The organism is Acinetobacter amyesii (assembly GCF_023499985.1).
GTDB lineage: Bacteria > Pseudomonadota > Gammaproteobacteria > Pseudomonadales > Moraxellaceae > Acinetobacter > Acinetobacter amyesii.
The window spans coordinates 22,435-46,742 of record NZ_JAMCOU010000022.1 but is presented as its reverse complement, the minus strand read 5'-3'; the positions used below and the strand labels follow the sequence as shown (position 1 = coordinate 46,742).

Below are 24,308 nucleotides of genomic sequence, written 5' to 3'. Positions count from 1 at the left end.
AAATGATGCAAGACGTATTTATTTTTGATGGGATTCGTACCCCAATTGGGCGCTATGCCGGTGGTTTAAGTAGTATTCGTACCGATGATTTGGCTGCATTGCCGATTCAGTATTTGAAGCAACAACATCCAAATTTGCCTTGGACGGAGGTCGATGAAGTGATTCTCGGCTGTGCCAACCAAGCGGGTGAAGACAATCGTAACGTGGCACGGATGGCAAGCTTACTTGCCGGTTTACCTGACAGTGTACCAGCCATTACCGTGAACCGTTTATGTGCTTCAGGTTTAGATGCAGTGGGGCTTGCTTCACGTGCGATTAAATCGGGTGAAGCGCAGTTTGTATTAGCGGGTGGGGTGGAAAACATGTCACGTGCGCCCTTTGTTCAGTCTAAACCGACGAGTGCATTTAGCCGTACACCTGAAATTTTTGATACCACTATTGGTTGGCGTTTTATCAATCCGCTATTTAAAGCCAATTTTGGCGTCGACAGCATGCCTGAAACTGCTGAAAACGTGGCAGAAAAATACAATATCAGCCGTGCCGATCAAGACCAATTTGCCTACTACAGTCAGCAAAAAGTCGCAAAAGCACAGGCTGAAGGTCGCTTTGAGCGTGAGATTCTACCAGTCGAGATTAAAAGCAAAAAAGGTGTAGTGCGTGTTGCTCTAGATGAACATCCACGTGCAGAAACCACACTAGAAGCTTTAAATGCACTTAAAGCACCATTTCGTAAAGAAGGAGGTTCGGTCACAGCAGGCAATGCATCAGGTGTCAATGATGGTGCTGCATGTTTACTCTTAGGTAATAACGCCTTTGTTGAGCAGCATGGTTTAACTCCCCAAGTGAAAGTTTTAGGGATCGCAAGTGCTGGTGTAGAAGCACGTTATATGGGTATTGGGCCTGTACCTGCAGTGCGTAAAGTTTTAGCACAAACGGGCTTAACTTTAGAGCAAATGGATGTGATTGAACTCAATGAAGCCTTTGCAGCACAAGCTTTAGCTGTGATTCGTGAACTGGGTTTAGCGGATGATGATGCACGTATCAATCCAAATGGTGGTGCCATTGCTTTGGGCCATCCACTTGGCATGAGTGGTACACGTTTAGTCCTTACCGCAATGCATCAACTGAAAATTCAACAAGGAAAATATGCGCTGTGCACCATGTGTGTGGGCGTTGGGCAAGGTGTTGCCTTAGTACTCGAAAATATCAATTCAGGACGTAATTGATTGACATAAAACCAGCTGTCGCGATGACTGCGTAAGGAGTAAGACAATGAATAAAAATGCAATGGAACACATCGAAACCGCATCAGTAGATGAATTACGTCAACTGCAAGTTGAGCGTTTAAAAAAGACGCTCAATCATGCTTATCATAACAGCACGGTGTATAAGCAAAAGTTTGATGAAGCAGGTGTACATCCGGATGATTTTAAACATCTTGAGGACTTAGCAAAATTCCCTTTTACCACCAAAAAAGATTTACGTGACAATTATCCATTTGGCATGTTTGCGGTGCCTCAAGAGCAAATTGTGCGCGTACATGCTTCATCGGGCACCACAGGTCAACCGACGGTGGTTGGCTATACCGAACATGACATCAATATCTGGTCGGACGTAGTCGCACGATCGCTGCGTGCTGCAGGGCTAAGCAGTAAAGACACCATTCAAGTGTCGTATGGTTATGGTTTATTTACCGGTGGCTTAGGTGCACATTATGGCGTAGAGCGTTTGGGTGCTACTGTCATTCCAATGTCAGGCGGGCAAACAGACAAACAAGCGCAGTTAATTCACGATTTTAAACCAACAGCACTCATGGTGACACCATCGTATTGCTTGAATATCATTGAAGCTCTTGAGAAAAAGTTTGGTTCAGCCAAAGACTGTTCTATTAAAACTGGTGTATTTGGTGCTGAACCTTGGACCAATGAAATGCGTAAAGAAATTGAAGCGCGTTTAGGTATTGATGCCTTAGACATTTATGGCTTATCTGAGGTCATGGGTCCTGGGGTGGCAATGGAATGTTTAGAGTCCAAAGATGGCCCAACCATTTGGGAAGATCATTTCTATCCAGAAATTATCAATCCTGAAACAGGCGAAGTGGTGCAAGATGGTGAGCTGGGTGAATTGGTATTCACGACAATTACCAAAGAAGGCATGCCGGTTATTCGTTATCGTACCCGTGATCTGACACGTTTACTGCCAGGCACATCACGTACAATGCGTCGTATGGATAAAATTGTCGGTCGCAGTGATGACATGATGATTATTCGTGGTGTGAATGTGTTCCCATCGCAAATTGAAGAGCAAATTTTGCAAATTCCACAATTAATTGCCAATTATCAGATTCATATTTGTAAGCAAGGTCACTTGGATACATTGCATATTCGCACTGAAATGCGTCAAGATAGCAGTCCTCAATTGGCGATGCAGCTTGCAAACCAATTAAAATCACAGATTAAAACCATGGTGGGGATTAGTGTGAGTGTTGAAGTGCTGAATGAAGGGAGTTTACCTCGCTCTGAAGGCAAAGCGCAGCGCGTTTTTGATATTCGACAATCCGCTTAAATGAACATGCCTGACGATAAAGGTCGTCAGGCAATTCAATAGGTAAATGAAAACGCAATGAATCCTAAATTAAAACAAATTATTGATGAGTTTATTCAACGTGAAGCGCTCAGTGGGACTTCATTGGTCATGACCATTTTTGGTGATAGCATTTATCACCGTGGCGGTGTCATCAGTCTTGCGAGCTTAATTCAGCTAATGGACGTATTTGGCTTGAATGAACGTTCAGTGCGTACGGCGGTCTTTCGTTTGGTACAAAATGGCTGGCTCAGTTCAGAGAAAATTGGGCGCACCAGTTATTACCGTATTACGGAAAGTAGTCGTCAGCGTTTTATCATGGCCGATCAAAAAATCTATGGCTTTAGTCATAAAGATTGGGATAAAAAGTGGGACTTGGTGCTACTGAGCTCAGTTGAACTTGAAAACAAATTGGTGTTAAAGAAAGAGCTTGAGTGGTTAGGGTTTGCCAATATTGCAACTAATGTCATGGCTTATCCAGGCTGTGATCAACAAAAGCTGCAAAATTTATTACTTAGTCATCAAATGACCGATCAAGTGGTGGTGTTTCGTGCCGAAACCCTAGAACTTTGGCAAGAATCTTATCCTACGATTAAACGTATGGTGGTTGTGAATTGGCCCATTCAAGAATTACATCAACGCTATGAAAAATTCATTAGTGATTTTCGTGAGTTTTTCTATTTTGTCGAGCAAGATGAAGAAATAGATGCCGTCCAAGCCTTTCAAATTCGTATCTTATTGATTCATCAGTTCCGTCGTATTTTACTTAAAGATCCAAATTTACCATTTGAGTTGTTACCGACGGACTGGCTGTCGTTAATTGCACGTAATTTAAGTACCAATTTGTATCAGGCGGTATTTATGGCAGGCGATGAGTTTTTCTTAAATGTTGCACGTACGGCTGAAGGCAGTATGCCGCCTGCACACCCACAGTTTTATAAACGTTTTGGTGGTTTAAAACAGCCAGATTTGAGCTATTAAATTAGCGTCTAATTTAAAATTAACAATAAGGATATAACAATGCCGTGCTATGCCATTGATGGCGTGATTCCAGTGGTCGATCCTAAGGCTTTTGTACACCCAAACGCCGTGTTGATTGGCGATGTGATTATTGAGGCAGGGGTTTATATTGGACCTTTTGCTGCCTTACGTGCCGATTTTGGCCGTATTCATATTCAAAAAAATGCCAATGTACAAGATTCTTGTACCATTCATGGCTTTCCAAACAGTGTGACCTTGGTGGAAGAGTATGGTCATGTGGGGCATGGTGCTATTTTGCATGGCTGTGTGGTACGCAAGAATGCCCTCATTGGCATGAATAGTGTGATTCTCGATGAAGCTGTGATTGGGGAAAATGTGATTATAGGTGCCAACAGTACAGTTAAGGCAAAAGCAGAGATTCCTAATAATATGCTGGTATTGGGCAGTCCTGCACGGGTGGTGAGAGCCTTAACCGATCAAGAAATTGCTTGGAAACGTCATGGTACAGCGCAATATATTGATTTGACCGAACGTTGTCTCAACAGTCTGCAAGAAGTGAAGCCTTTACCCCATGACACAGCAGAACGCTTAACATATAAAAATTTTCAGGCAGATCATGTCTTAAAGCAACAGATATAAGCTCCTCACATATTTAATTCATCGCGGTCCAAACGTCTCTGGCATGTTGCAAATATCCGCTTTGATATACAGCGTTGCACCTGATTCGGTGACGTGTAGATCAATAACATAATCTGAAGGGAAGCGCATCCAGGTTCCCGTAGGATATACATGGTGTGCTGAGCTAAGCGCACCTTGCAAGGATAAAAATTTCAATGCCATGTTCAGCACTTTCAGCCATGCATTGATTGGGTTTTAATTTTTCCAAAAAAGTCTGTTCAACATTTGATTTAAATAAGGAGCAGATTTCTCGGCCTTGCTGAATACGTCAATGCTTTGGGTCATGAGTATTAATGCGTGTTGGAGTCACTTCATGTTCTGTCATTTGTATGAGTTTGACAAAAATTTGGCAACCCATTTCACTCGATACCCGATGGCTAGATTGATGTGGATTACGCATATACCATCCTGCAAGATAGTGTTGATCCTCATTTTCAGTAAATGTTCCAGTTAAGACCAAAACCTCTTCACCAAGGGGGGGCGTATGTTCAGTGAATGAAGTCTGTGGCGAAAATTCAACCACACTGGTTGCGCGCGCTTTTTCTGCACAAATTCGGTCAAGCATCATACGATTGACTTGACCGCCTGGAGATTTGACCCAATGGTAATCTTGCGGAGTGATGATAATAGGTTTTGAAAAATCAGCATGAAGATGCATAACACAATACACGTTTGTAAATTTAAAGAGAAAATAAATGTAACTTTTTCAACAACACTATATGAGTTTAAAAACTAATGCAAGTTTTTGATTTATCGATTAAAATTCATTAAAAAGGACTGAAATGGGAAGGGGGATGTCGGTTGCATGTAAAGGTGGGGAGGCAGGTCCGAGTAATCACTAGGGCCTTAGTACAAGGAGATACTATGATGATTCATGGCTCAATTTAGCGGTTCAAAAGTATCCTTACACCGCATAGCAAGATCAGCATTGTGATTATCTATAAACAAAATACCTGTTGCGACTTTAACTTCTCCACAGCGCCCAAAATTTTATAATTTCAAGCACAAGACGGAATTTCTTACGAGCAGATTGCGACTTTACATAGTCATGCTGTGATATCGACTTGCGTTAATTTGCTTTAAAAAGCATGCAGTTGCTTGGACGTTTTGGTGATTCTAAAGATCACTCTTATTTACTTTTCAGTCGATGTTACAGTAAAAATTAGACTAAGCATCATTGGTTTACCATGGTTATATACATGGGCTTTTTGTGTTTCTTAGGAATTGATCAAAATGCCAAATATGTGTCAAAGCATATTTTAAAATGTTATCAAATTTTTCAAATATGCTGGGAGGATTGCTTGGCGTTAATATGACGGATAACAAGATGACTCTGGGAAAATAGGGTCATTAGTAAATCCTAAGAAAAACGTCATGTGATAATTTTTTGGAATCAAAGCATTAAACAAGTGATTAATGTGAGAAAATAAGAATAGCTTTTGTGCCAATTAAAGAATCAGAGAATTACGTAAGCCAGACAATAGGTCAATATCGTATTTAGGTTTGCATAATACCTTATTTAACATAATATACATTATACGAAATGCTTCAACTTTATTTACAAAGATGATAATTCACGGCTCTTGCACATCAACTGTATTCAAATTGCTATGTTCCTAAGCTACGCTAAAAATAAATTTGTCCTGACACAATCCTTAGACAAGAAAAAGCCATAACAATTGTTGCTATGGCTGTTCACATGTATTTCTATATTTAAATCAGTCTTCTGTTTTCCTGATTGTTAATTTAGGAAGATTTCATTTCCTCACTGCTAAATGCTTTTGTCTTTTGCTCTATTTGATCCGGCTTTAAAAATGATGATGCAATAATCGCAATCACTGCAAAGCCTGAAATATAGGCAATAATTAAATTTGGGCTTCCATCACCAATACTTAGCAATTTCGTCGCGATTAATGGTGCTAAACCGCCACCTAGCACGCCTGCAAATTGAACTGAGATTGAAATACCGCTATAACGTATTTCTGCTGGAAATTGGCGCGAAAATAACTGTGACTGCGGCGCATACATCAAAGGAAAAACCACACCAATACCAATCACAATGGCCGTCCAAACCAATACTGGATCTTTAGTATTTAACATCGCAAAAAATGGATAGCTGTATAAAGCCAGTACGCATAAACCAAATCTAAACATGTTTTTTTGCCCAACTTTATCAGACAAATGTCCAAAAATTGGCGTAATAACCATGATGACTGCAGCACCACAAATCGTTGCAAACAAGATATCTTGCCTAGGAATATTTAGCTGTGTGGTGGTATAGGCTAAAGCAAATGTCGATGCCAAATAGAACCAAGCATTTTCAGCAGCTCGAGATAAAATAATCGTAATCAACTGCTTAGGATGATTTTTAAAAACTTGTTTTGCTGGAACTTTAATTGATTTGGTTTGAGCTTTAACTTTTTCAAAGTCTGGTGATTCAGGTACTTTTACACGAATGTACCAACCTACAGCCAGTAAAATAATGCTGGCTAAAAATGGTAGACGCCAACCCCAGCTAAATAACGCTTCTTCAGGTAACATTGAGACTAAGCCTAAAGCTACCGAAGCGAGCAATAAACCACCACCGGTACTGGCTTGCGGTAAACTTCCCCAAAAGCCTTTTTTACCCGCTGGCGCATGCTCTACCGCCATGAGGACTGCTCCGCCCCATTCTCCACCCATGGCCATGCCCTGTATAAATCTTAAAATAATTAAACAGACCGTTGCCCAATAACCAATGGTTTCAAATGTCGGTAACAACCCAATCATCACTGTGGGAATACCCATCAACATTAATGTGACCAATAACATTGATTTACGACCGATTTTATCGCCAAAATGACCAAAAACAATGCCACCGAGTGGACGACCAATAAAGCCTACAGCATAGGTAGCAAATGCTGCCAATACGCCCGTTAACGGATCAAGATTTGGGAAAAAAAGTCGATTGAAAATGAGTGCTGCGGCAGCACCATAGATAAAAAAGTCATACCATTCGATGGTTGTACCCACCATGCTGGAAATACCCGCTAAACGATGCGAGGACTTAGCTGGTGGAGCTGTGTTTCCCTGTACATTTTGCATTGTTATCTTCCTTATTCTGCAAGATATTTGTAAATTGCATTTTCACGATGCTTGATTTGTATGATGATTTTCTTCTTGAAAATCAATATTTTTCAGATCTTATATATGTTTAATTTACGCTGAGTCACTTGTTCATATCGAATAAGAAATTAAGTATGAATATTGACCAATGGTTTGAACCGTTAAAGTTTATTTAAATCACTGATTAAATAGATATTTCCTCCAATATTTTGTCTAAAGTCGGACTAGACTGTTGCCACTTTGGCTGCTTGTCTTTATCCACAATTAATGCGCGCACACCTTCGACAATATCGCCATGTTGAAACCAAACGTCTTGTAAATGTCGTTCAATTTGCATGCATTGCTTCAGTGAAAGACCTCGACCTAAATGTTGGAGCTGTAAACTGATCCTTTTTGCGATTGGAGACCGTTGTTCCAAGGTATTGCGTATTTTTAACGCCCACGCTTGAGCATCATTATGCTGTTCATTTTCAAGACTATTTTCAATGGCATCAATGCTCTCAAAACCAAAATGCTTACGAATTAAATCTGCATTTTGACTGAGTTCACTTTCCGCTGGTCGAGTAATATATTTCGCAATCAATTGTTCAATATTTTCCTTGCTTAGTTGTTTAGAATTTCTTAAATCTTCTTCTAATTGAACAAGTTGCTCACTCGGAACATGGTAGTCAATCAAATCTAGGTATAACGCATCGCTGGCACTGATTTGATCGCCCGTAGTTGCCATGTACACACCAATATCATCTAAACGTGATAAAAAGTGTGTCGCAGCCACATCTGGGAAAAATCCAATGGCAGTTTCAGGCATGGCAAATCTAGATTTTTCGCTGCTGACAAGCACATGACATGCTTGGGCTAAGCCAAATCCACCGCCAAGTACATAGCCATCGAGTATGACAATAATGGGTTTTTCATACGCACGAATGGTATTCAGCATTTCATACTCAGCTTGAAAATAAGCTTGATGATCTTCTTTACCATTCATATAACTATCATAGAGATAGCGAATATCTCCACCTGCACAAAATGCTTTGGGACTATTTGAGCGAATAAGTACAGCATGAATATTAGTTTGATCAGCCCATAGCCCTAATTGCTGTTGAATCCCTTGAATCATTTCCAAAGACAAGGCATTTAAACTTGCCACGCGATCTAAACTGATTTGGCCTAAATGTCCATGTTCTTCAATCATTAAGTTATTTGTACTCATATCCGTATCATCCTTTTTTATTTTTAATTGTTTTTAAAATTGGCTTGGCGCTTTTCAACAAATGCTTGCATGCCTTCTTTTTGGTCTTGAGTGGCAAAAATCGAATGGAATGTTCTACGTTCAAAACGTAAACCTTCTTGCAAACTGACTTCAAATGCACGGTTAATTGACTCTTTGATCATCATGGTTGCGACTACAGATTTTTCGGCTATTTTTTCAGCAGCTTTTAAGGTCTTTTCGACCAACTCCTCTTTAGGGAAGACTTGAGCAACTAAACCACTCTGCTCTGCTTCTACTGCGCCCATTTGTCTCGCAGTCAGACACATTTCCATTGCTTTGGCCTTACCAATAGCAATCGTTAAGCGCTGTGTCCCACCTATCCCTGGGATTACTCCCAAAGTCACTTCTGGTAAACCGAATTTTGCATTATCGGCACAGTAAATAAAGTCACACATGAGCGCTAACTCACAGCCTCCACCTAACGCATAACCACTGACAGCTGCGATTAAAGGTTTACGGCGCTGTGCAATTCGATCTGCCAGATGAAAAAAATCATCCAAATAAATATTCGGAAAACTCAGTTCAGCCATTTCTTTAATATCTGCACCAGCGGCAAAGGCTTTTTCAGAACCTGTAATAACCATACAACCGATGGTTGGATCTCGATCTAAATCATCTAAGGCTAAATTAAGGTCTTGAATTAATATGCTATTCAACGCATTTAAAGCCTGAGGACGATTTAAAGTAATAAGTCCAACACCATTGTTCTTTTCGAGCAGAATCGTTTCAAATTGCATGTGATATCCCTATATATGTTCAATATTTATAAGTAGGCTTTGTCTGAAGCCTTGTCGTTTTAAATGTCTTAAAGACAACGTTATAAGCTACGGGCAATTACTAAACGTTGAATATCACTCGTACCCTCATAGATTTGGCAAATACGTGCATCACGATATATACGCTCTATCGGGAAATCTTTGAGGTAGCCATAACCTCCAAAGACTTGTAATGCTGCTGAGCAAACACGTTCAGCCATTTCAGATGAAAAAAGCTTAGCCATAGACGCTTCATTTAAACAAGGTTGTCCTGCTTCTTTTAAACGTGCCGCGTGATAGACCAATTGGCGTGCGGCTTCTATTTCTGTCGCCATACTTGCCAATCGGAACGCAACTGCCTGATGTTCAAAAATTGGTTTACCAAAGGTAATACGCTCTTTGGCATATCGGGTTGCTTCTTCTAATGCTGCTCGTGCAAGACCAACCGCTTGCGCCGCTATACCAATACGACCGCCTTCTAGATTTGATAAAGCGATTTTCAAACCTTCACCTTCTTTTCCTAACATCAGGCTTTCATGCACTCGCACGTCTGTGAGTGCAATTTGACAAGTATCTGAGGCATGTAATCCAAGCTTTTCTTCAGTACGAATCACTTCATAGCCGAGTGTTTCTCTTGGGACAATAAAAGCACTCAGGCCTTTTTTCCCTGCACTCGGATCAGTCACAGCAAAAACAATAATGACCCCTGCATTATGTCCCGAGGTAATAAACTGCTTAGCACCATTAATCACCCATTCATTGCCATCTTTTACTGCACGAGTTTTAATGGCAGCAGCATCTGAACCCGTATGTGGCTCAGTTAATGCAAATGCACCGATCATTTTGCCTTGTGCTAAAGGCACTAAATATTTCTGCTTTTGTTCTTTTGTGCCAAATTTAGCAATAGGAACACAGCCTACCGAGTTATGTACACTCATAATGGTTGAGGTTGCCCCATCGGCCGCGGCAATCTCTTCTAAAGCCATAACATAGGCAAGATTACCTGTATCTGAACCACCCCATTCATCTGATACCAACATACCCAATAAACCCAGTTCCCCCATCTGCGCTAAAGCCGCTTTGGGAAAGGTACCGTTTTTATCCCATTCAGCCGCTTGAGGTTTAATTTGTTCCTGTGCGAAACTGCGTGCCATGTCCTGAATTAATAATTGTTCTTCGGTAAATTGCATCTTATCTTCCTGTACATCAATCAATTGCTTTCATCCAGTTTGAAAATGACTAGAACTGAATGAAAGCTTGATTTTGATCCTGATTGTTCGGCATTCATTTAGGGTTAATCGTTACGTCATTTAACTTGCATGCTGCGTAGATTGTTTAGCAATCTCTTGATTTCTTAATAAGAAACGCTGAATTTTTCCACTTGGAGTTTTCGGCAGTTCTTGAACAAACTCCACCAATCGTGGATAAGCATGTGCAGATAAGCGCTTTTTCACAAATTGCCCTAGTTGCTCTGCTAACTCTTCTGACGCTGTGACATGCTCAGCTAAAATCACAAAAGCTTTTACAATTTCTGTCCGATCCGGATCAGGCACACCAATGACCGCAGCTTCAATCACTGCATCATGCTCAAGTAAAGCGCTTTCAACATCGAATGGCCCGATCCGATAACCTGATGTTGTAATCACATCATCATTACGACCAACGAAGCTCATACTGCCATCTGCGTGTAATTCTGCGGTATCACCCGTGAGGTAATAATGCTTTACAAAGGGTGACTTACGACTTTCTTTATAGCCACCAAACCACATCATCGGTGATTGACTAATATCGACAGCCAGTACTCCTGGCGTTCCTGCAGCTAGCTCTTGCCCTTGTTCATCAACAACCGCCACGCGATATCCCGGACTGGCATAACCTGCGACACCTGCGCGAATATCATGTTGTAAACCATGGTGATTACACACCACCATACCAACTTCAGTCTGACCATAATGGTCAAAGATCGGTGCATCGAGGACTTGTTTAAACCAACGGAACACTTCAGGGTTAAGCGGCTCTCCAGCACTACTCACGACTCTAAATTTCCCTTTGAGTTTTGCCATTTGTTCAGGATCAGCCGCCATCATCATTCGATACGCTGTCGGTGCGCCTGCAAGGTTCGTCACTTTGTAGTCATCTACGATCTGACACAAACTATCAATGCTAAAACCACCTTCGTAAAAGAGTGTTGCATGTCCAAGTAAAAGTGGCCCAGTAATTCCGTAATACAAACCATAAGCCCAACCCGGATCGGCAATATTCCAAAACGAATCATCTTCACGTAGCCCTACCGCATTTTTCATATATTGACCAAAAGCGATCAAAGCTTTAAGCGGGACTTCTAAGGGCTTTGCAGGACCTGTAGTACCTGAAGTAAACATCAAAAGAAATGGATCATTGATGCTCTGTAGGACAATTTCACAATCTGTAGACTGTGCGTTTACTTCATCCCAAAAGTTTAAATCTCCCTGTTGTATCCCTTGACCCGCTGGATCTGCAACAGTAACGATTTGAGGACAATGTGCAACTTCATCTAATTTACTGCGATTACCAACATCGCTAATCACCAATTTGCTTTGTGCAAGGTGTAAACGATGTTCAATGGCTTTGGGGCCAAAGGCGGTAAATAGCGGTTGATATACAGCACCTATTCGCCAAGCCCCTAAAATCACCACAAGTAATTCAACTGTACGGGGTAATAAACCCGATACACGATCACCTTTTTGCACACCCTGTGACTTTAAAAAATTGGCAAATTGGCTTGACCACTGTTGCAGCTCTGCAAAGGTATATTGTTCTTTCCGCCCATCTTTGCCTTGCCAATAAAGTGCAACCTTATCTTGATCAATCGCATGACGGTCGCAGCATTCATAACATGCATTTAATTGCTCTAAAGAGCCTGATAACATTTCTTTGGCAGCATGATTTAAGTCAAATGCCTTTGCAACATCTTGATAATTCGACATCTTCTCTACCTCAGTCTCAATTTATTGTTATTCCGACACGAGTGTTAGTATTTTTAGCCATCCCTAGGCTAGATTGGTGTTCAAAGCGATTCAGCGTCCTTAGGTAAGTATTGCTGCACAATGCTTGAAAAATCTAAGTGTGCATTACCTTGTAAACACAGCTGTTGATACATCTGCTGAACCAGTCCACCTAAAATAATCGGCTGTTTGACTTGTCCTGCGGCTTCTACAGCCAATCCTAAATCTTTCAACATCAACTGCGTTGCAAAACCATCGGTATAGCCACGTCCTGCAGGTGCATTTGCTGAGATACCCGGCCATGGATTACATACATCCGAACTCCAGCAACGTCCGCTCGAACTATTCACCACACCTGCTAAGGCTTGAGGATCAATCCCCAGACGCGCACCGAGCGCCATACCTTCAGCAACGGCTGCCATGGAAATACCAAGAATCAAGTTATTGCAAATTTTCGCAATTTGACCTGCACCCACATCACCACAATGCACAATGTTTTTACCCATGTGGCCCAATACCGCTTTGGTTCTTTCAAAGGTTTGATCATCTGAACCGACCATAAAGGTTAATGTACCTGCCTGAGCACCAATAGTTCCGCCTGAAACAGGTGCATCACAGATTTTTATCTGATGTGCAGCACCTGCCTCGGCTATGTCCTTAATGGTTTGCGGATCAATGGTACTGCTATCGATACATAAGCTTCCTGCTTTCATTACCGCCAATACACCATTTTCTCCCAAGTACACCTCTTTGACATGCTTGGCAGCGGGCAACATGCTAATTACAACATCTGCTTGTTTCGCAGCATCTTGTGGACTTTGGCAAACGATGCCACCTGCTTCAGAAAAATACTGAATCGCAATTTCGCTTAAGTCGAAACCGTAAACCGTAAAACCTGCTTTGAGTAGGTTTTGGGCCATTTTCCCGCCCATGTTTCCTAAACCGATAAAGGCAATATTCATCCTTGAACTCCTAACTTAACGTAGGTTAATGGTGGTATTCACTTCACCTTTTTCTTGTGTATCTTCGAACCAACGACTGGTGATCGTTTTGGTTTGTGTATAGAACTGAACCGCTTGCTTACCATATGGACCTAAGTCACCCAGTTTTGAACCACGCGATCCTGTAAAGCTAAAGAAAGGTACAGGTACAGGAATTGGAATATTGATACCCACTTGACCAATATCGATATCGCTTTGGAATGTACGAGCCACTGCACCGCTTTGTGTAAATAGTCCAACACCGTTGCCGAATGGATTAGCATTAATTAATTCAATCGCCTGCTCTAGAGTATCGACATGAATAATGGCTAATACGGGCCCAAAGATCTCTTCGGTATAGATGCGCATATCGGTTGAAACTTGATTAAAAATCGTTGCTCCGACAAAGTTTCCTTGCTCATAGCCGATGACCTCAACATCACGACCATCCAGCAGCAACTCCGCACCTTGCTCTACACCGCTTTGAATTAAATCCAGTACACGTGCTTTTGCGCGAGGTGAAATGACTGGGCCAATATCGGTATTCGGTTCATGCCCTGCATTGACCTTCAGCGTTTTGGCTTTTTCAACCAGTTCATTAACCCATTCTTTACTTTCACCAACCATGACAGCAACAGACAAAGCCATACAACGCTGACCAGCCGCACCAAATGCTGCACCAACGAGAGCATTTAAAGTTTGTTCTTTATTGGCATCTGGCATCACAACCACATGGTTTTTAGCCCCCATCATCGACTGCACACGTTTTCCATGCTGTCCTGCAAGGTTATATACATGTGTACCAACGGCTGTAGAGCCTACAAATGAAATGGCCTTAATAGCTTGATGTGTGCATAAACGATCAACGACGTCCTTACCACCATGCACTACGTTCAATACGCCTGCTGGAATACCGGCTTCAATCGCAAGTTCAACAAGCATCATAGTCGATAATGGATCTTGTTCAGATGGCTTTAAAACAAAGGTATTTCCACTGACAATGGCCATTGGGAACATCCACAGTGGAATCATCGCTGGAAAGTTAAATGGCGTAATTCCTGCACATACACCCAAAGGTTGTTGCAAGGTATAGGTATCCACACCACGTGCAACACCTTCTATATATTCGCCCATTTGAAGTGTGCCAACCGAACACGCATGCTCAACGACTTCTAAACCACGTTGAATATCACCCTCGGCATCTGCTAGCGTCTTTCCTTGCTCAGCCGTCAGTACACGGGCAATTTCTTTCATATTGCTACGGATCAGATCTTGTAGTTTCAGCATAATGCGCATACGTGCTTGAACGGGTGTTAAGCGCCAAGTTTTAAACGCCTCTTGCGCTGAAGCAATCGCTGCATCCACTTCTTCCATAGTCGCCATTGGTACACGACCTAAAACCTCTTGAGTTGCAGGATTTAGAATGTCTTGCCACTCTGTAGTGTTTGACTCTACAAATTTACCGTTAATTAATAATTTAGCCGTCGCTGACTGAATATTTGACATTGTGTTCATGACCTCTCCATAGGCACTTATTGTTTTGTACTGACTTAGAAAATATCCAAAAGCCTTATATTTATATTTTCCAATTCACTTCAAACTAGCAAAGAAAATTTTGACTACCAATAGAGATTCACGCACGATTGATGTGCAAATATGCACAGGGATGACAATAACAATGAAAGTAGACTGGGATCATTTACAGTATTTTTTGGTTTTGGCTCGTGCGAAAACCCTAACCAATACCGCCCGTATTATCGGTGTTGAGCACAGTACGGTTTCTCGACGTATACATGCGCTAGAACTGGCTTTAGGCACACCATTATTTAAACGTGAAGCCACAGGTTATGAGCTCACTTTAGAAGGTTTGGCACTGGTTCCTCGCGTTGAACAAATGGAACAGGCTTTTTTACAAATCGAAAAACCTAACCAACCTATGCAAGGTCGTGTGCGAATTGGCACACCCGAAGGGTTTGGAACAGCATTTTTGACACAGCTCTTGGCAGAATTGTCCAAAAAATACCCCTTGCTGACTATCGACCTTATTCCTGTGCCGAAAATGATCAAGCTTTCACATCGTGAAGCAGATATTGTTATTTCCATCGATCGACCAAAATCAGGCCCCTATATCATTACTCGATTGGCAGACTATTGTTTAAAAATTTATGGCAGTAAGGAATACCTAAAAAACACACAACCCATTCATACATTAGAAGATTTAAAATCACACACTTTTGTGAACTATATAGATGATCTAGTCTATAGCCCCGAACTGTATTGTTTAGAGCGCTTACCTATTCAGCTCAATGCTAACTTTAGAAGTAGTAGTATTTTGGCACAACAAATTGCCGTGAGTGCGGGTGCAGGATTGGCAATATTGCCCAAATTTTTGGCTGAGGAAAAACCCGAATTAGAACAGGTCTTAGCGCAAGATGTTCGTTTTGTACATACCTTTTGGATGCTAACCCTAGTCGATTTACAACATGAGCCACGCATTAAATTGGTTTGGGACTTTTTGAGAAAAAGAACTGACCAATATCATAGTTTATTAATGGATTAAGAGATGAAGCTTCCTTCCAAACTATAACTGTTATAGAAATTTAGATGAATGTTGTATCTATGCTTTCAGGCGATATACCCCAATAATCACCTATAACCACTAGGGATTTAGAGTACATCTTATGAGCAATCAAGAGCCTAAAAAACCGCAAAAATATGCAGACAGTGAAATTTCAGATAAGGCCTTTAAACGTGCCATTATTTGGTTCTCGATCTATGTGCTTTTATTCTGTATTGGTGTAGCGTTTGTCGTTGGTGCAGATAATTCCTATCTACCTTAAACGATAATCTATTCACTTATGGCAACTCGCTATTGCATGTATATCTTACATTTCATGTTTGCTCATGATCAGTTCATAAAGTATTAATCGGATCATTAGGCCAAATAAATTGGTTTAAATTTGAATTTAAAAAAAGCTTGTAAGTCTAGATTTACAAGCTTTTTTGCATTTTTAAAGTGATCAAATTACAGCTATAAAAATTACTTTCCCCTCTGAATCGCTTATGCAGGACTCTGTTTTTTTAAACTTGGTGCTGTAGATGCGTTTGAATATATTCACCGTATACCGACATTTTTTCAAAGATATGCTCTGAATAAAACATGTCTTCTACCAAGACTTGCGCACGGTCAAACTCATATAAACCTAATCGTTGTAAAATTTGCGCATTAATAAACGAAAATTTTTGGCATAAATCGATATATTGCTGATCTTTATCTTTAAATAGTAGTTTTAACATATTGATTTTACTTAGATTGAAGTCAATCGGTTCAGCTTTATCCGCCAAGACATAAATTTCAACATCTAAAAATTCAGCGAGCTGTTTTAATTTTTGTAAGTCTATATGTAGATGTGTAATACAAATGATTTTGGAAACTTTCGGATTACATAAGCTATTGATCAAACTAAAATAGAAGTATTCTGCTGGCGATAGTTGTTCATTATGTAGCTCAATGTAGACATTGAGTCCCGATAAAACATCATCAACTTTAAATGCGCTAAGTTTAGCCTCAGCATGATAATAACGATTTAATATCGCAACATTTTCAGGGCTTTGCGGTGTAGCGTAGAGCACCTTCTGATTCAAATTCGCTAGGATAAATGGTGCAAATAAAAAAGCAGCATTTTCAGCCTTGGCGTGCATATGCTCCTGACAAATACTGACATAGCCCACTTGCTGTACTTGGCGCAAAATTCGACTGCGTAACAGCACCGCTTCTAAATTAGTATGCTGTTGTTGCAGCAGATGCAGCGTTGAATCTGTCAATGGAACATCCACCAGTAAATGTTGCAACAGTTCTAATTCACTGGCTTTAAACATACTCAACTCCCTAACTTCCATACCATTTGACGCCACAAGTGTTGTGGTCAATGCACCTTATAAAAAAATCAAGCTTAAAACTAGATACAGTGAATTTGAAAAAACATATAACAGTACAGACTCATCTGTTATAAAAATATAATGTAAAGTTTCTTTTACTGATATATTTATAACAGAATCTTGACTTGTTGATGACTATGTATAAATCGGAACAGCTCGCTCAGCACCTACGTCAACTGATTGAAAATGGCACTTTAAAAGCGCACGAAAAACTCCCTTCTTTACGTGAACAAGTACAGTTGTCCGGCTTTAGTTTAATCACGGTCATGAATGCTTATCAGGAGTTGGAATCGCGTGGCTTAATCTATGCACGTGAAAAATCAGGCTACTATGTAGCTCAAGGCTTAGTCGAAATAGAGGCTGAACAAACTCAAATCGTGTCTTTAAACACCCCCATTGAAATTAACTCTCTGGTATTTAAGTATTTAAAATCGATACAAGATGAAAAAATCGTTCCATTGGGTTCAGCCTTTCCAGCTCAAGACATTGTTTTTTCTAAAAAGCTAACCCAAATCATGGGGCAAATTTCCCGAAATCCCAAAAGTTACGATGCCATTGATAATCTTCCACCCGGTAATTTAGCTCTACGTAAGTTGGTTGCACAGCGTTATTGCATGCAAGGCATTGCCACAGATCCAGAGGATATTGTGATTACCTCAGGCTGTATGGATGCACTGAATCTTTCCTTACAGGCCATTGCCTCACCGGGTGATTATATTGTGTTACAGCAAAATATTTTCTATGGCGCATTGCAAGCTGCAGAGCGCTTAGGCCTTAAAGTGGTGACCTTACCTGAACATCCACAAGACGGTTTTGATTTAACCGCGTTTGAACATATTCTAAAAACTTATCCCGTCAAGATCTGTTGGTTGATGCTGAATTCGCATAATCCTGTGGGCTTTACAGTCAGCGATGAAATCAAGCAAAAAATTGCCGTGCTCTTACACCAATATCATGTGCATTTAATTGAGGACGATGTGTATGAAGAAATGCATTATGCGTCTAAGAAACCCGTATCAATGAAATACTTTGACCAAAATAATATGGTCTTACACTGCTCATCTTTTTCTAAAACGCTAGGCGCTGCATTTCGAGTCGGTTGGGTGCATGCAGGTAAATACTCACAAGCGATTCAACACTTACAGCTTATGAGCACGATTTCCGTCAATACCTTATTGCAAAATGCCTTGGTGGAATTTATTTCAAATTATCATTATGAAAAACATTTAAGGGTCTTAAGAAAAAGTCTACAGCAACACAAATTACAGTTTTACCGTTATTTAGAAAACCGTCTACCGACTGGATGTAAATTACAATATCATCCAAGTGGTTATTTTCTTTGGTTAAAATTACCGGAGAATGTTGAAAGTATGGCAGTCTATGAAGCCTTAATTCAACAGCAGATCGGTGTTGCTCCAGGCCGTTTATTTAACGTATCAGAAGCCAAAACTCAATATATCCGTTTAAATTGTTCCTTTGCATGGAAGGATGAGATTCAACAGGCTTTAGATGCCCTCCTTAGTACAATCTCTGCACTTTCCTCAGATCAGATGAATATTTGACAATTTTTATTGTCATTATTATGCTCAAACAGATATTGTTCAAATACATATATTTGTTGTTGAGATAACAACGAATTCATTCAACATTTACCAAAATTCAAAAAACAAATAGGTTCGTTCATGGAAGATCAAAAACACAGTCAACGCATACATGCCTTTAGTTCGGATGTACTCACAGATCTGGATGCTGTGGGGATTGCACAGCTCATCAAATCTAAAGAAGCCTCCGTGCAAGAAATAACTCAAGCGGCCATTGCACGTGCGGAACAAGTGAACCCGCATCTAAATGCCATTGAACTGGACTGTTTTCAACGTGCTTTAGAGCAAAATCAATATGTTGAACATGGTCTTTTTGCGGGCGTCCCTTTTTTCTTTAAAGATAATCTAGATTATCAAGGCTTGCCCTCACGCCATGGTTCAAAGGCCATAGGTTCAAAACCAGCCGATCGTAATCCTCAAATTAGCCAACAAATCTTAGATCAAGGTTTTGTCGTATTAGGAAAATCCAAGCTCCCTGAATTTGGTCTAAATGCCAGCACCGAATATAAAGATGGATCAGCCACCTATAACCCGTGGCATTTAAGTTATTCCTGCGGCGCGTCTTCTGGGGGTTCCGCAGCTCTCGTTGCAGCCGGTGTAGTTCCGATTGCCCATGCCAATGATGGCGGTGGTTCGATTCGTATCCCTGCTGCATGCTGCGGTTTGATTGGATTAAAGCCTAGCCGTGGCCGTACTTATGACAGTGAAGCAGCAGCTTCTCTTCCGATTAATATCATCAGTGAAGGTGTCCTAACCCGTAGCATACGAGATACTGCTCATTTCTATGCAGGAATGGAGTCAAGTTATTACAATAAAAAGTTGCCACGCATAGGCATGATTCATGGGCCTTCTAAACGTCGACTACGCATCGGTTTAGTCCCGCAATCGATTACAGGGCAAATAGATAGCGAAACAACTGCAACCTTAATGCATAGCGCAGCACTCTTAGAAAAATTAGGCCATCATGTTGAAGAACTTCAGTTACCTTTTTCCTTAAGCTTTGTTGAAGATTTTAGTGAATATTGGGGGATGTTGTCCTTTTTACTGAGTACCTTTGGTAAGAAAATTTTTGGCGCTGACTTTAATCCAAAAGAGTTAGATCACTTAACCGTTGGTTTATCGATGTTATATAAAAAGAACTTTTATAAAACCCCGCTATTTCTGTATCGATTAAAGAAAATGCAGCAACAATATCGTGAAATCTTTAAGCATTATGACGTTTTGCTATCGCCTGTACTTGCACATACCACACCTAAAATTGGCTATTTATCACCTCAATTACCGTTTGACCAATTATTTGAACGTATTCAGAACTATGTGACATTTACGCCTATTCAAAATGTAGTGGGTGCGCCGGGTATGTCGATTCCTATGGGAGAAACGCAAAACGACGGACTACCGATCAGTATGCAAATATCAGCCGATGTCGGTGATGAAAAAACCTTGATCGAACTGGCATATGAAATTGAAGAAGCTCAGCCATGGCGACGTATTCAAGATATGCCTCGAACTGCTTAACAAACTAATCAAAGGTTTAAAAAAGGGAGCTGATTGGCTCCCTTTTTTTATTCAAATCCGCAGAATAAGGCTTTTCAAGGGATCACTGTATTGGAATACAAGATGCTTAATTAAAATGATACGTCAGTCCTGCATATACCGCCCGACCTTCACCCGGTGTTAAACGAGCAGGATCTTTGCCGGCATCGTTATAGCCCGGTGTCACGGTAGATGCATATTTTTTATTGGCTATATTTCTGAAATCCAACCAAGCCATATACTGTTTTTGCGGTTGAATATAGCCGAACGATGCTCCCCAAATTTGCCAATCTTTTGCGTAGAAACTATTGGCATAGTCGGTTGTGACCTTTGCGGCATAAAGTGTATTCACCGCAGCATAAAAGCCTAAAGGATGTTCGTATTTCAGTTCAGCCTGATAGATGTGTTTTGGTATACCTGCAAGCTCATTTTTTCCAAATACCGCATCATTTTTATAGTGAAAATCATTCAAGGTATAGGCTTGTTTCAGTTGAACTTGTCCATATTCATCATTTTGCCAAAGTGAACTGTTTAAACCGACTTCAATCCCTTGATGAATGGTGTCTGAAGCATTCGATTCGGCAATAATCTTTTTAGGCTCTGTTTGGATTTCAACAGCCAACAGTTCATTTTTAACCTGTGAATAGTAATATGCAATATTCCACTCACCTAGTGCATGTTGACCACGCCCACCCAGTTCAAATGTATTCGCAGTCTGACTATTCAAATGAATCGGAGCGCTTTGGCGTCCCGTTGCTGCGCCACTACCATCTGGGAAGTATTGATCCGCCCCCCAAATTAAAGCCCATGGATGTGGTGCTTCTAAGCTTCGACTGACATTGGCAAAGAGCTGTGTTTCTGGTTGGATTTGATATCGAAAACCTAGCGATGGCAGGACATTCCATTCACGAATATTTTCTTTATGACTTTGCACAGGCCATGTCACTTCACTTTCACGATGGGTGTACGCCAATGCAACTCGACTATCGAGCCAAAACTGTGGGTGTAGTGCCAAGGCGTTGGCATAATGTAAAACATAGTCACCACCTTGGTAGGTGTAATGCCGCGTTTCTGTACCCGAAGCATAGGCGCCTTGCGCAACACGCAAGCGTTCAACGACCTGACCATCTGGCAAATGTGTGGTACTACGAAAACCTAAGGTGTTCTGACTTTCATGCCCCCACAAGGTTCGGTCAAATTGGTAGTTAAATAAGGTACTGATATCGTCATAGTCTACATCAGTACTATATAACCCTTCTTGCAAATCCATCGGATAATGATGATAGGCCAGACCCAACTGTAAGCGATCACCGGAGTCCAAAGTCATATTGGTTTTATTCGCCAACCAAAGACTTCCCGGCTGCGGGCGATTGTTATTTAGTGAGATATTTAGGGGGATTGCTTGTTTTGGATCTTGTTCAATCTGTTGCTGGGTTAGACGTCCCGGTGTTTGGTGTTTAGTTTCTCGGTAACGCAGATAAAAACGTGTATCTAGGTTTGGATTTATTTGATATCCCACATTGGCCGATATACCTTTACTCTGGCTTGAAGCATGATCTTGAAAACCGTCATCATCACTTTGCGTTAAGGAAAGATAATAGTCTAAGTCGCCAATTTGTTGTCCTGAATTGATTTCACTTTTTTGATAACCGTGGCTGCCCATTTCATGATGCACTGACAGTTTTGCTGCATTTTTTCCTGTCGGGCTTGCATAGTTAATTAGACCACCCAAGCTTAATGCGCCACGTGTTAAACCATTAGCCCCTCGTAAAACCTCTATATGGTCTACCCACAGCGGCTCAAGCAGTTCATAAGGTGTTCCTCCTGGCCCTGTAAATGGCAAATCATCTAAGGTCACATACAACCCTGAAGCATGCGCCCCCGGTGCACGATTGATCCCCGAGCCACGTATCGACAGTTTTACCCCTTCATTTCCTGAAGATGCTGCGTAAATCCCCGGTTGATTTTTAAATAAATCAGCATTTGTTCGCTTGGGTATATCTTGAATGTTTGCTACAACGATTGCATTGGTTGCACCATTTACTTTGGTCAGTGCTTTTTTTATTTTTTCATCCATTGAACTTTGTTCAACGTTGATGGTGATTTCAGGTAATACATTGCTATCTGCAACACTATACTGTGCCATTGCAGTAAGCATCATCAGGCTTAAAAGCTTAAGTGACGTGTTGTTATATTTGGAAAATTGAGGGACATCCATGATTGCGTCTTCTAAGTGAAACGAAATTTACGGCAAGGATTGTAGTGTGTTTTATCGTCATGTATGTATCAAAATATTTCAAAATTCATGATTTTTATCAATATCCTTCTTCGTATTTTTATATTCAAATGATTTGTTAAATGAAATAAAACAGATAATTATATTTTTTAGTCAAAAAATATAAGTTTCTAAATAAGATAAAAGCCCTCAATCAGTGAAGATCAAGGGCTAGTATGAATTGAGAGCACGCATTGAAAGATTGTCGGAAAGTCAGATGTTAAAACCTGAATATAATTTCAATCACGCTCTCGTTAAATTGATATTGAAATTTCTAAGGCAATTTAAATTAAACTATTCTCTGTAATAGCATTAGAAGTTGTACATCGCGACTGCATTGATTCGGTTATCTTCCCCCTTAGTACTGCCATTTGGTGCGGCGCCAAAAGCTTCACGTTCACCGTAGACATATTCCAGACCTAAACTAATCGGCTTAACAGGGCTGTAAAATACATTTGCCCATGCTTGCCACAAGTTTTTATTGGCCTTGGTTTTATCGACTAATGAGTTGACATAATCAGCATTATTATCTGCTTTCATATAACCATAGCCCAATGTTCCGCGCCATTGTGCTGAAATTTGTTGAGTTAAACCTACAGTAATCGAATCAAATTCATTGGTGGCGATGATGTCTTTATCCGCATTGGTCACAAAACCTTGGTTCGTCCATGACACAAAACTACTGTCGCCTTTGACATGGTAATAATCCGCTTTGAGCACTGTTTTATCCGTCAAATCTAGTTTTGCGCCTAGACCAAGCCCCCATGCAGTTTCTGTATCCGTATCCGTTTTCTTTTCAGCACCCATCGCACGTGCGCTCAACATGAGTGTATCTGTCATTTTATGGTTTAACCGCGCTGTTAATGCAGGCAAACGCATATTTGAGCTGTCATCCTTAGAATCTTCTGCAGCGAGTACTAGATTTGTCTCTGGACTAAATTTGTGACTATAGCGAACTTGCGGTGTACGTTTAACAGCACCACCGACATAGCCCAATGCATCAATGGTTTCAGGCATATAATCAGGTACAGCAAAGTTAGACCATGTTTGCCCCACCAGCCAATCACCATAGGTCAAATAGGCATGACGAATCCGCAGTCCATCATTTGCACCCAAAAAGTCGACTTCAATTTTACCGCCTACATCGCCCACTTGAGTCGGCGTTTTAAAGTCTAGGCCTAAACGTGTGGCAGCAAGTGTTGCTTTTAAACGATCTGAACTTTCAGCATTCCCTTCTAGCGGAACACTATTCATTTGGTTATACAGGCGAGATAAGCTGCCGCCTTCTGCCTGATAAGATGCATCTGCACGCACATTGCCATACAAGCTAAACTCAGCGCCCGATTTGGTATTTAAACTCAGGCTCGGTGTTTGAGTCTGTGCAGCAACTACAGGTCGTTGTTTTACGTCTTTGATTTCACTCGACAAAGTGTTTTGCTGTTGAACATATTGCTGCATCATGGCTTTTAATGCTTTGACTTCATCACGCAACTGTTCAACTTCAGCTTCGCTGACAGCCGCGTGTGTCCACATGGGGAACACGGCTGCACAAGCCAGTATCATCGGTTTCATTTTAAAGGTTTTTTTGACTAAATTTAGCTTTTGAGTTTTCATCCTGACC

General features: G+C 40.9%; 18 protein-coding genes and 1 pseudogene. 8 read left to right on the top strand and 11 right to left on the bottom strand.

Features of this window, described 5'->3' with window-relative positions:
• Positions 1–5: 5 nt before the first annotated feature.
• The 4 genes from pcaF to M5F03_RS05425 are packed head-to-tail and all read left to right on the top strand — an operon-like array spanning position 6 to position 4,203.
• Complete coding sequence (gene pcaF / locus M5F03_RS05440; RefSeq protein ID WP_249707341.1) at positions 6–1,226, top strand: 3-oxoadipyl-CoA thiolase; 1,221 nt, start codon at positions 6–8, stop codon at positions 1,224–1,226.
• Between the two features lie 46 nt (positions 1,227–1,272).
• Positions 1,273–2,565, top strand: coding sequence for a phenylacetate--CoA ligase PaaK (gene paaK, locus M5F03_RS05435; protein ID WP_249707300.1), 1,293 nt, complete (start codon positions 1,273–1,275; stop codon positions 2,563–2,565).
• Positions 2,566–2,622: 57 nt separating this feature from the next.
• Positions 2,623–3,564, top strand: coding sequence for a PaaX family transcriptional regulator (locus M5F03_RS05430; protein WP_111884656.1), 942 nt, complete (start codon positions 2,623–2,625; stop codon positions 3,562–3,564).
• 39 nt (positions 3,565–3,603) lie between these two features.
• On the top strand, positions 3,604–4,203 hold the full coding sequence (locus M5F03_RS05425) for a gamma carbonic anhydrase family protein (RefSeq protein ID WP_249707290.1): 600 nt from the start codon (positions 3,604–3,606) through the stop codon (positions 4,201–4,203).
• 13 nt (positions 4,204–4,216) lie between these two features.
• Here the strand turns inward: M5F03_RS05425 and M5F03_RS16700 are convergent.
• From M5F03_RS16700 to M5F03_RS05380, 8 genes and pseudogenes are all read right to left on the bottom strand, one after another.
• Positions 4,217–4,900 (bottom strand): annotated as a pseudogene (locus M5F03_RS16700) (cupin domain-containing protein).
• Positions 4,901–5,988: 1,088 nt separating this feature from the next.
• Positions 5,989–7,326 (bottom strand): MFS transporter, encoded by a 1,338-nt coding sequence (locus M5F03_RS05410; protein ID WP_249707279.1) that lies wholly within the window; start codon positions 7,324–7,326, stop codon positions 5,989–5,991.
• 205 nt (positions 7,327–7,531) lie between these two features.
• A complete protein-coding gene (locus M5F03_RS05405; protein WP_249707278.1) occupies positions 7,532–8,557 on the bottom strand; it encodes an enoyl-CoA hydratase/isomerase family protein in 1,026 nt (341 codons plus the stop codon).
• Positions 8,558–8,580: 23 nt separating this feature from the next.
• Complete coding sequence (locus M5F03_RS05400) at positions 8,581–9,354, bottom strand: enoyl-CoA hydratase (protein WP_249707277.1); 774 nt, start codon at positions 9,352–9,354, stop codon at positions 8,581–8,583.
• 80 nt (positions 9,355–9,434) lie between these two features.
• On the bottom strand, positions 9,435–10,562 hold the full coding sequence (locus M5F03_RS05395; RefSeq protein ID WP_249707276.1) for an acyl-CoA dehydrogenase family protein: 1,128 nt from the start codon (positions 10,560–10,562) through the stop codon (positions 9,435–9,437).
• 120 nt (positions 10,563–10,682) lie between these two features.
• Positions 10,683–12,338 carry an AMP-binding protein gene (locus M5F03_RS05390; protein WP_078193325.1) on the bottom strand — a complete coding sequence of 552 codons (1,656 nt, stop codon included), beginning with the start codon at positions 12,336–12,338 and terminating at the stop codon, positions 10,683–10,685.
• An 80-nt stretch (positions 12,339–12,418) separates the two neighbouring features.
• Positions 12,419–13,318, bottom strand: a complete 900-nt coding sequence (gene mmsB, locus M5F03_RS05385; RefSeq protein ID WP_249707275.1) for a 3-hydroxyisobutyrate dehydrogenase — start codon at positions 13,316–13,318, stop codon at positions 12,419–12,421.
• Positions 13,319–13,333: 15 nt separating this feature from the next.
• Entirely contained in the window at positions 13,334–14,851 is a 1,518-nt protein-coding gene (locus tag M5F03_RS05380) for a CoA-acylating methylmalonate-semialdehyde dehydrogenase (RefSeq protein WP_249707274.1), read from the bottom strand.
• Between the two features lie 163 nt (positions 14,852–15,014).
• Here M5F03_RS05380 and M5F03_RS05375 point away from each other — a divergent pair, with 163 nt between their 5' ends.
• Positions 15,015–15,896: a LysR family transcriptional regulator gene (locus tag M5F03_RS05375; RefSeq protein ID WP_078193328.1), complete on the top strand. Its 882-nt coding sequence runs from the start codon at positions 15,015–15,017 to the stop codon at positions 15,894–15,896.
• 121 nt (positions 15,897–16,017) lie between these two features.
• A complete protein-coding gene (locus M5F03_RS05370) occupies positions 16,018–16,176 on the top strand; it encodes a hypothetical protein (RefSeq protein ID WP_168379604.1) in 159 nt (52 codons plus the stop codon).
• 241 nt (positions 16,177–16,417) lie between these two features.
• Here M5F03_RS05370 and M5F03_RS05365 read toward each other — a convergent pair whose 3' ends face one another.
• On the bottom strand, positions 16,418–17,215 hold the full coding sequence (locus M5F03_RS05365; RefSeq protein WP_249707273.1) for a hypothetical protein: 798 nt from the start codon (positions 17,213–17,215) through the stop codon (positions 16,418–16,420).
• A gap of 197 nt (positions 17,216–17,412) precedes the next feature.
• On the opposite strand from M5F03_RS05365, the gene M5F03_RS05360 reads away from it, so the two are divergent.
• Together M5F03_RS05360 and M5F03_RS05355 are read left to right on the top strand one after the other, a co-directional pair.
• Positions 17,413–18,837, top strand: a complete 1,425-nt coding sequence (locus tag M5F03_RS05360) for an aminotransferase-like domain-containing protein (protein ID WP_249707339.1) — start codon at positions 17,413–17,415, stop codon at positions 18,835–18,837.
• A gap of 120 nt (positions 18,838–18,957) precedes the next feature.
• The gene (locus M5F03_RS05355) at positions 18,958–20,394 is read left to right on the top strand and encodes an amidase (protein WP_249707272.1); all 1,437 of its coding nucleotides are present in this window, start codon (positions 18,958–18,960) and stop codon (positions 20,392–20,394) included.
• A 106-nt stretch (positions 20,395–20,500) separates the two neighbouring features.
• Here the strand turns inward: M5F03_RS05355 and M5F03_RS05350 are convergent, their stop codons facing one another.
• Together M5F03_RS05350 and M5F03_RS05345 are read right to left on the bottom strand one after the other, a co-directional pair.
• Complete coding sequence (locus M5F03_RS05350) at positions 20,501–22,630, bottom strand: TonB-dependent receptor family protein (protein WP_249707271.1); 2,130 nt, start codon at positions 22,628–22,630, stop codon at positions 20,501–20,503.
• A gap of 369 nt (positions 22,631–22,999) precedes the next feature.
• Positions 23,000–24,301, bottom strand: coding sequence for a DcaP family trimeric outer membrane transporter (locus M5F03_RS05345; RefSeq protein ID WP_180084954.1), 1,302 nt, complete (start codon positions 24,299–24,301; stop codon positions 23,000–23,002).
• Positions 24,302–24,308: the final 7 nt, after the last annotated feature.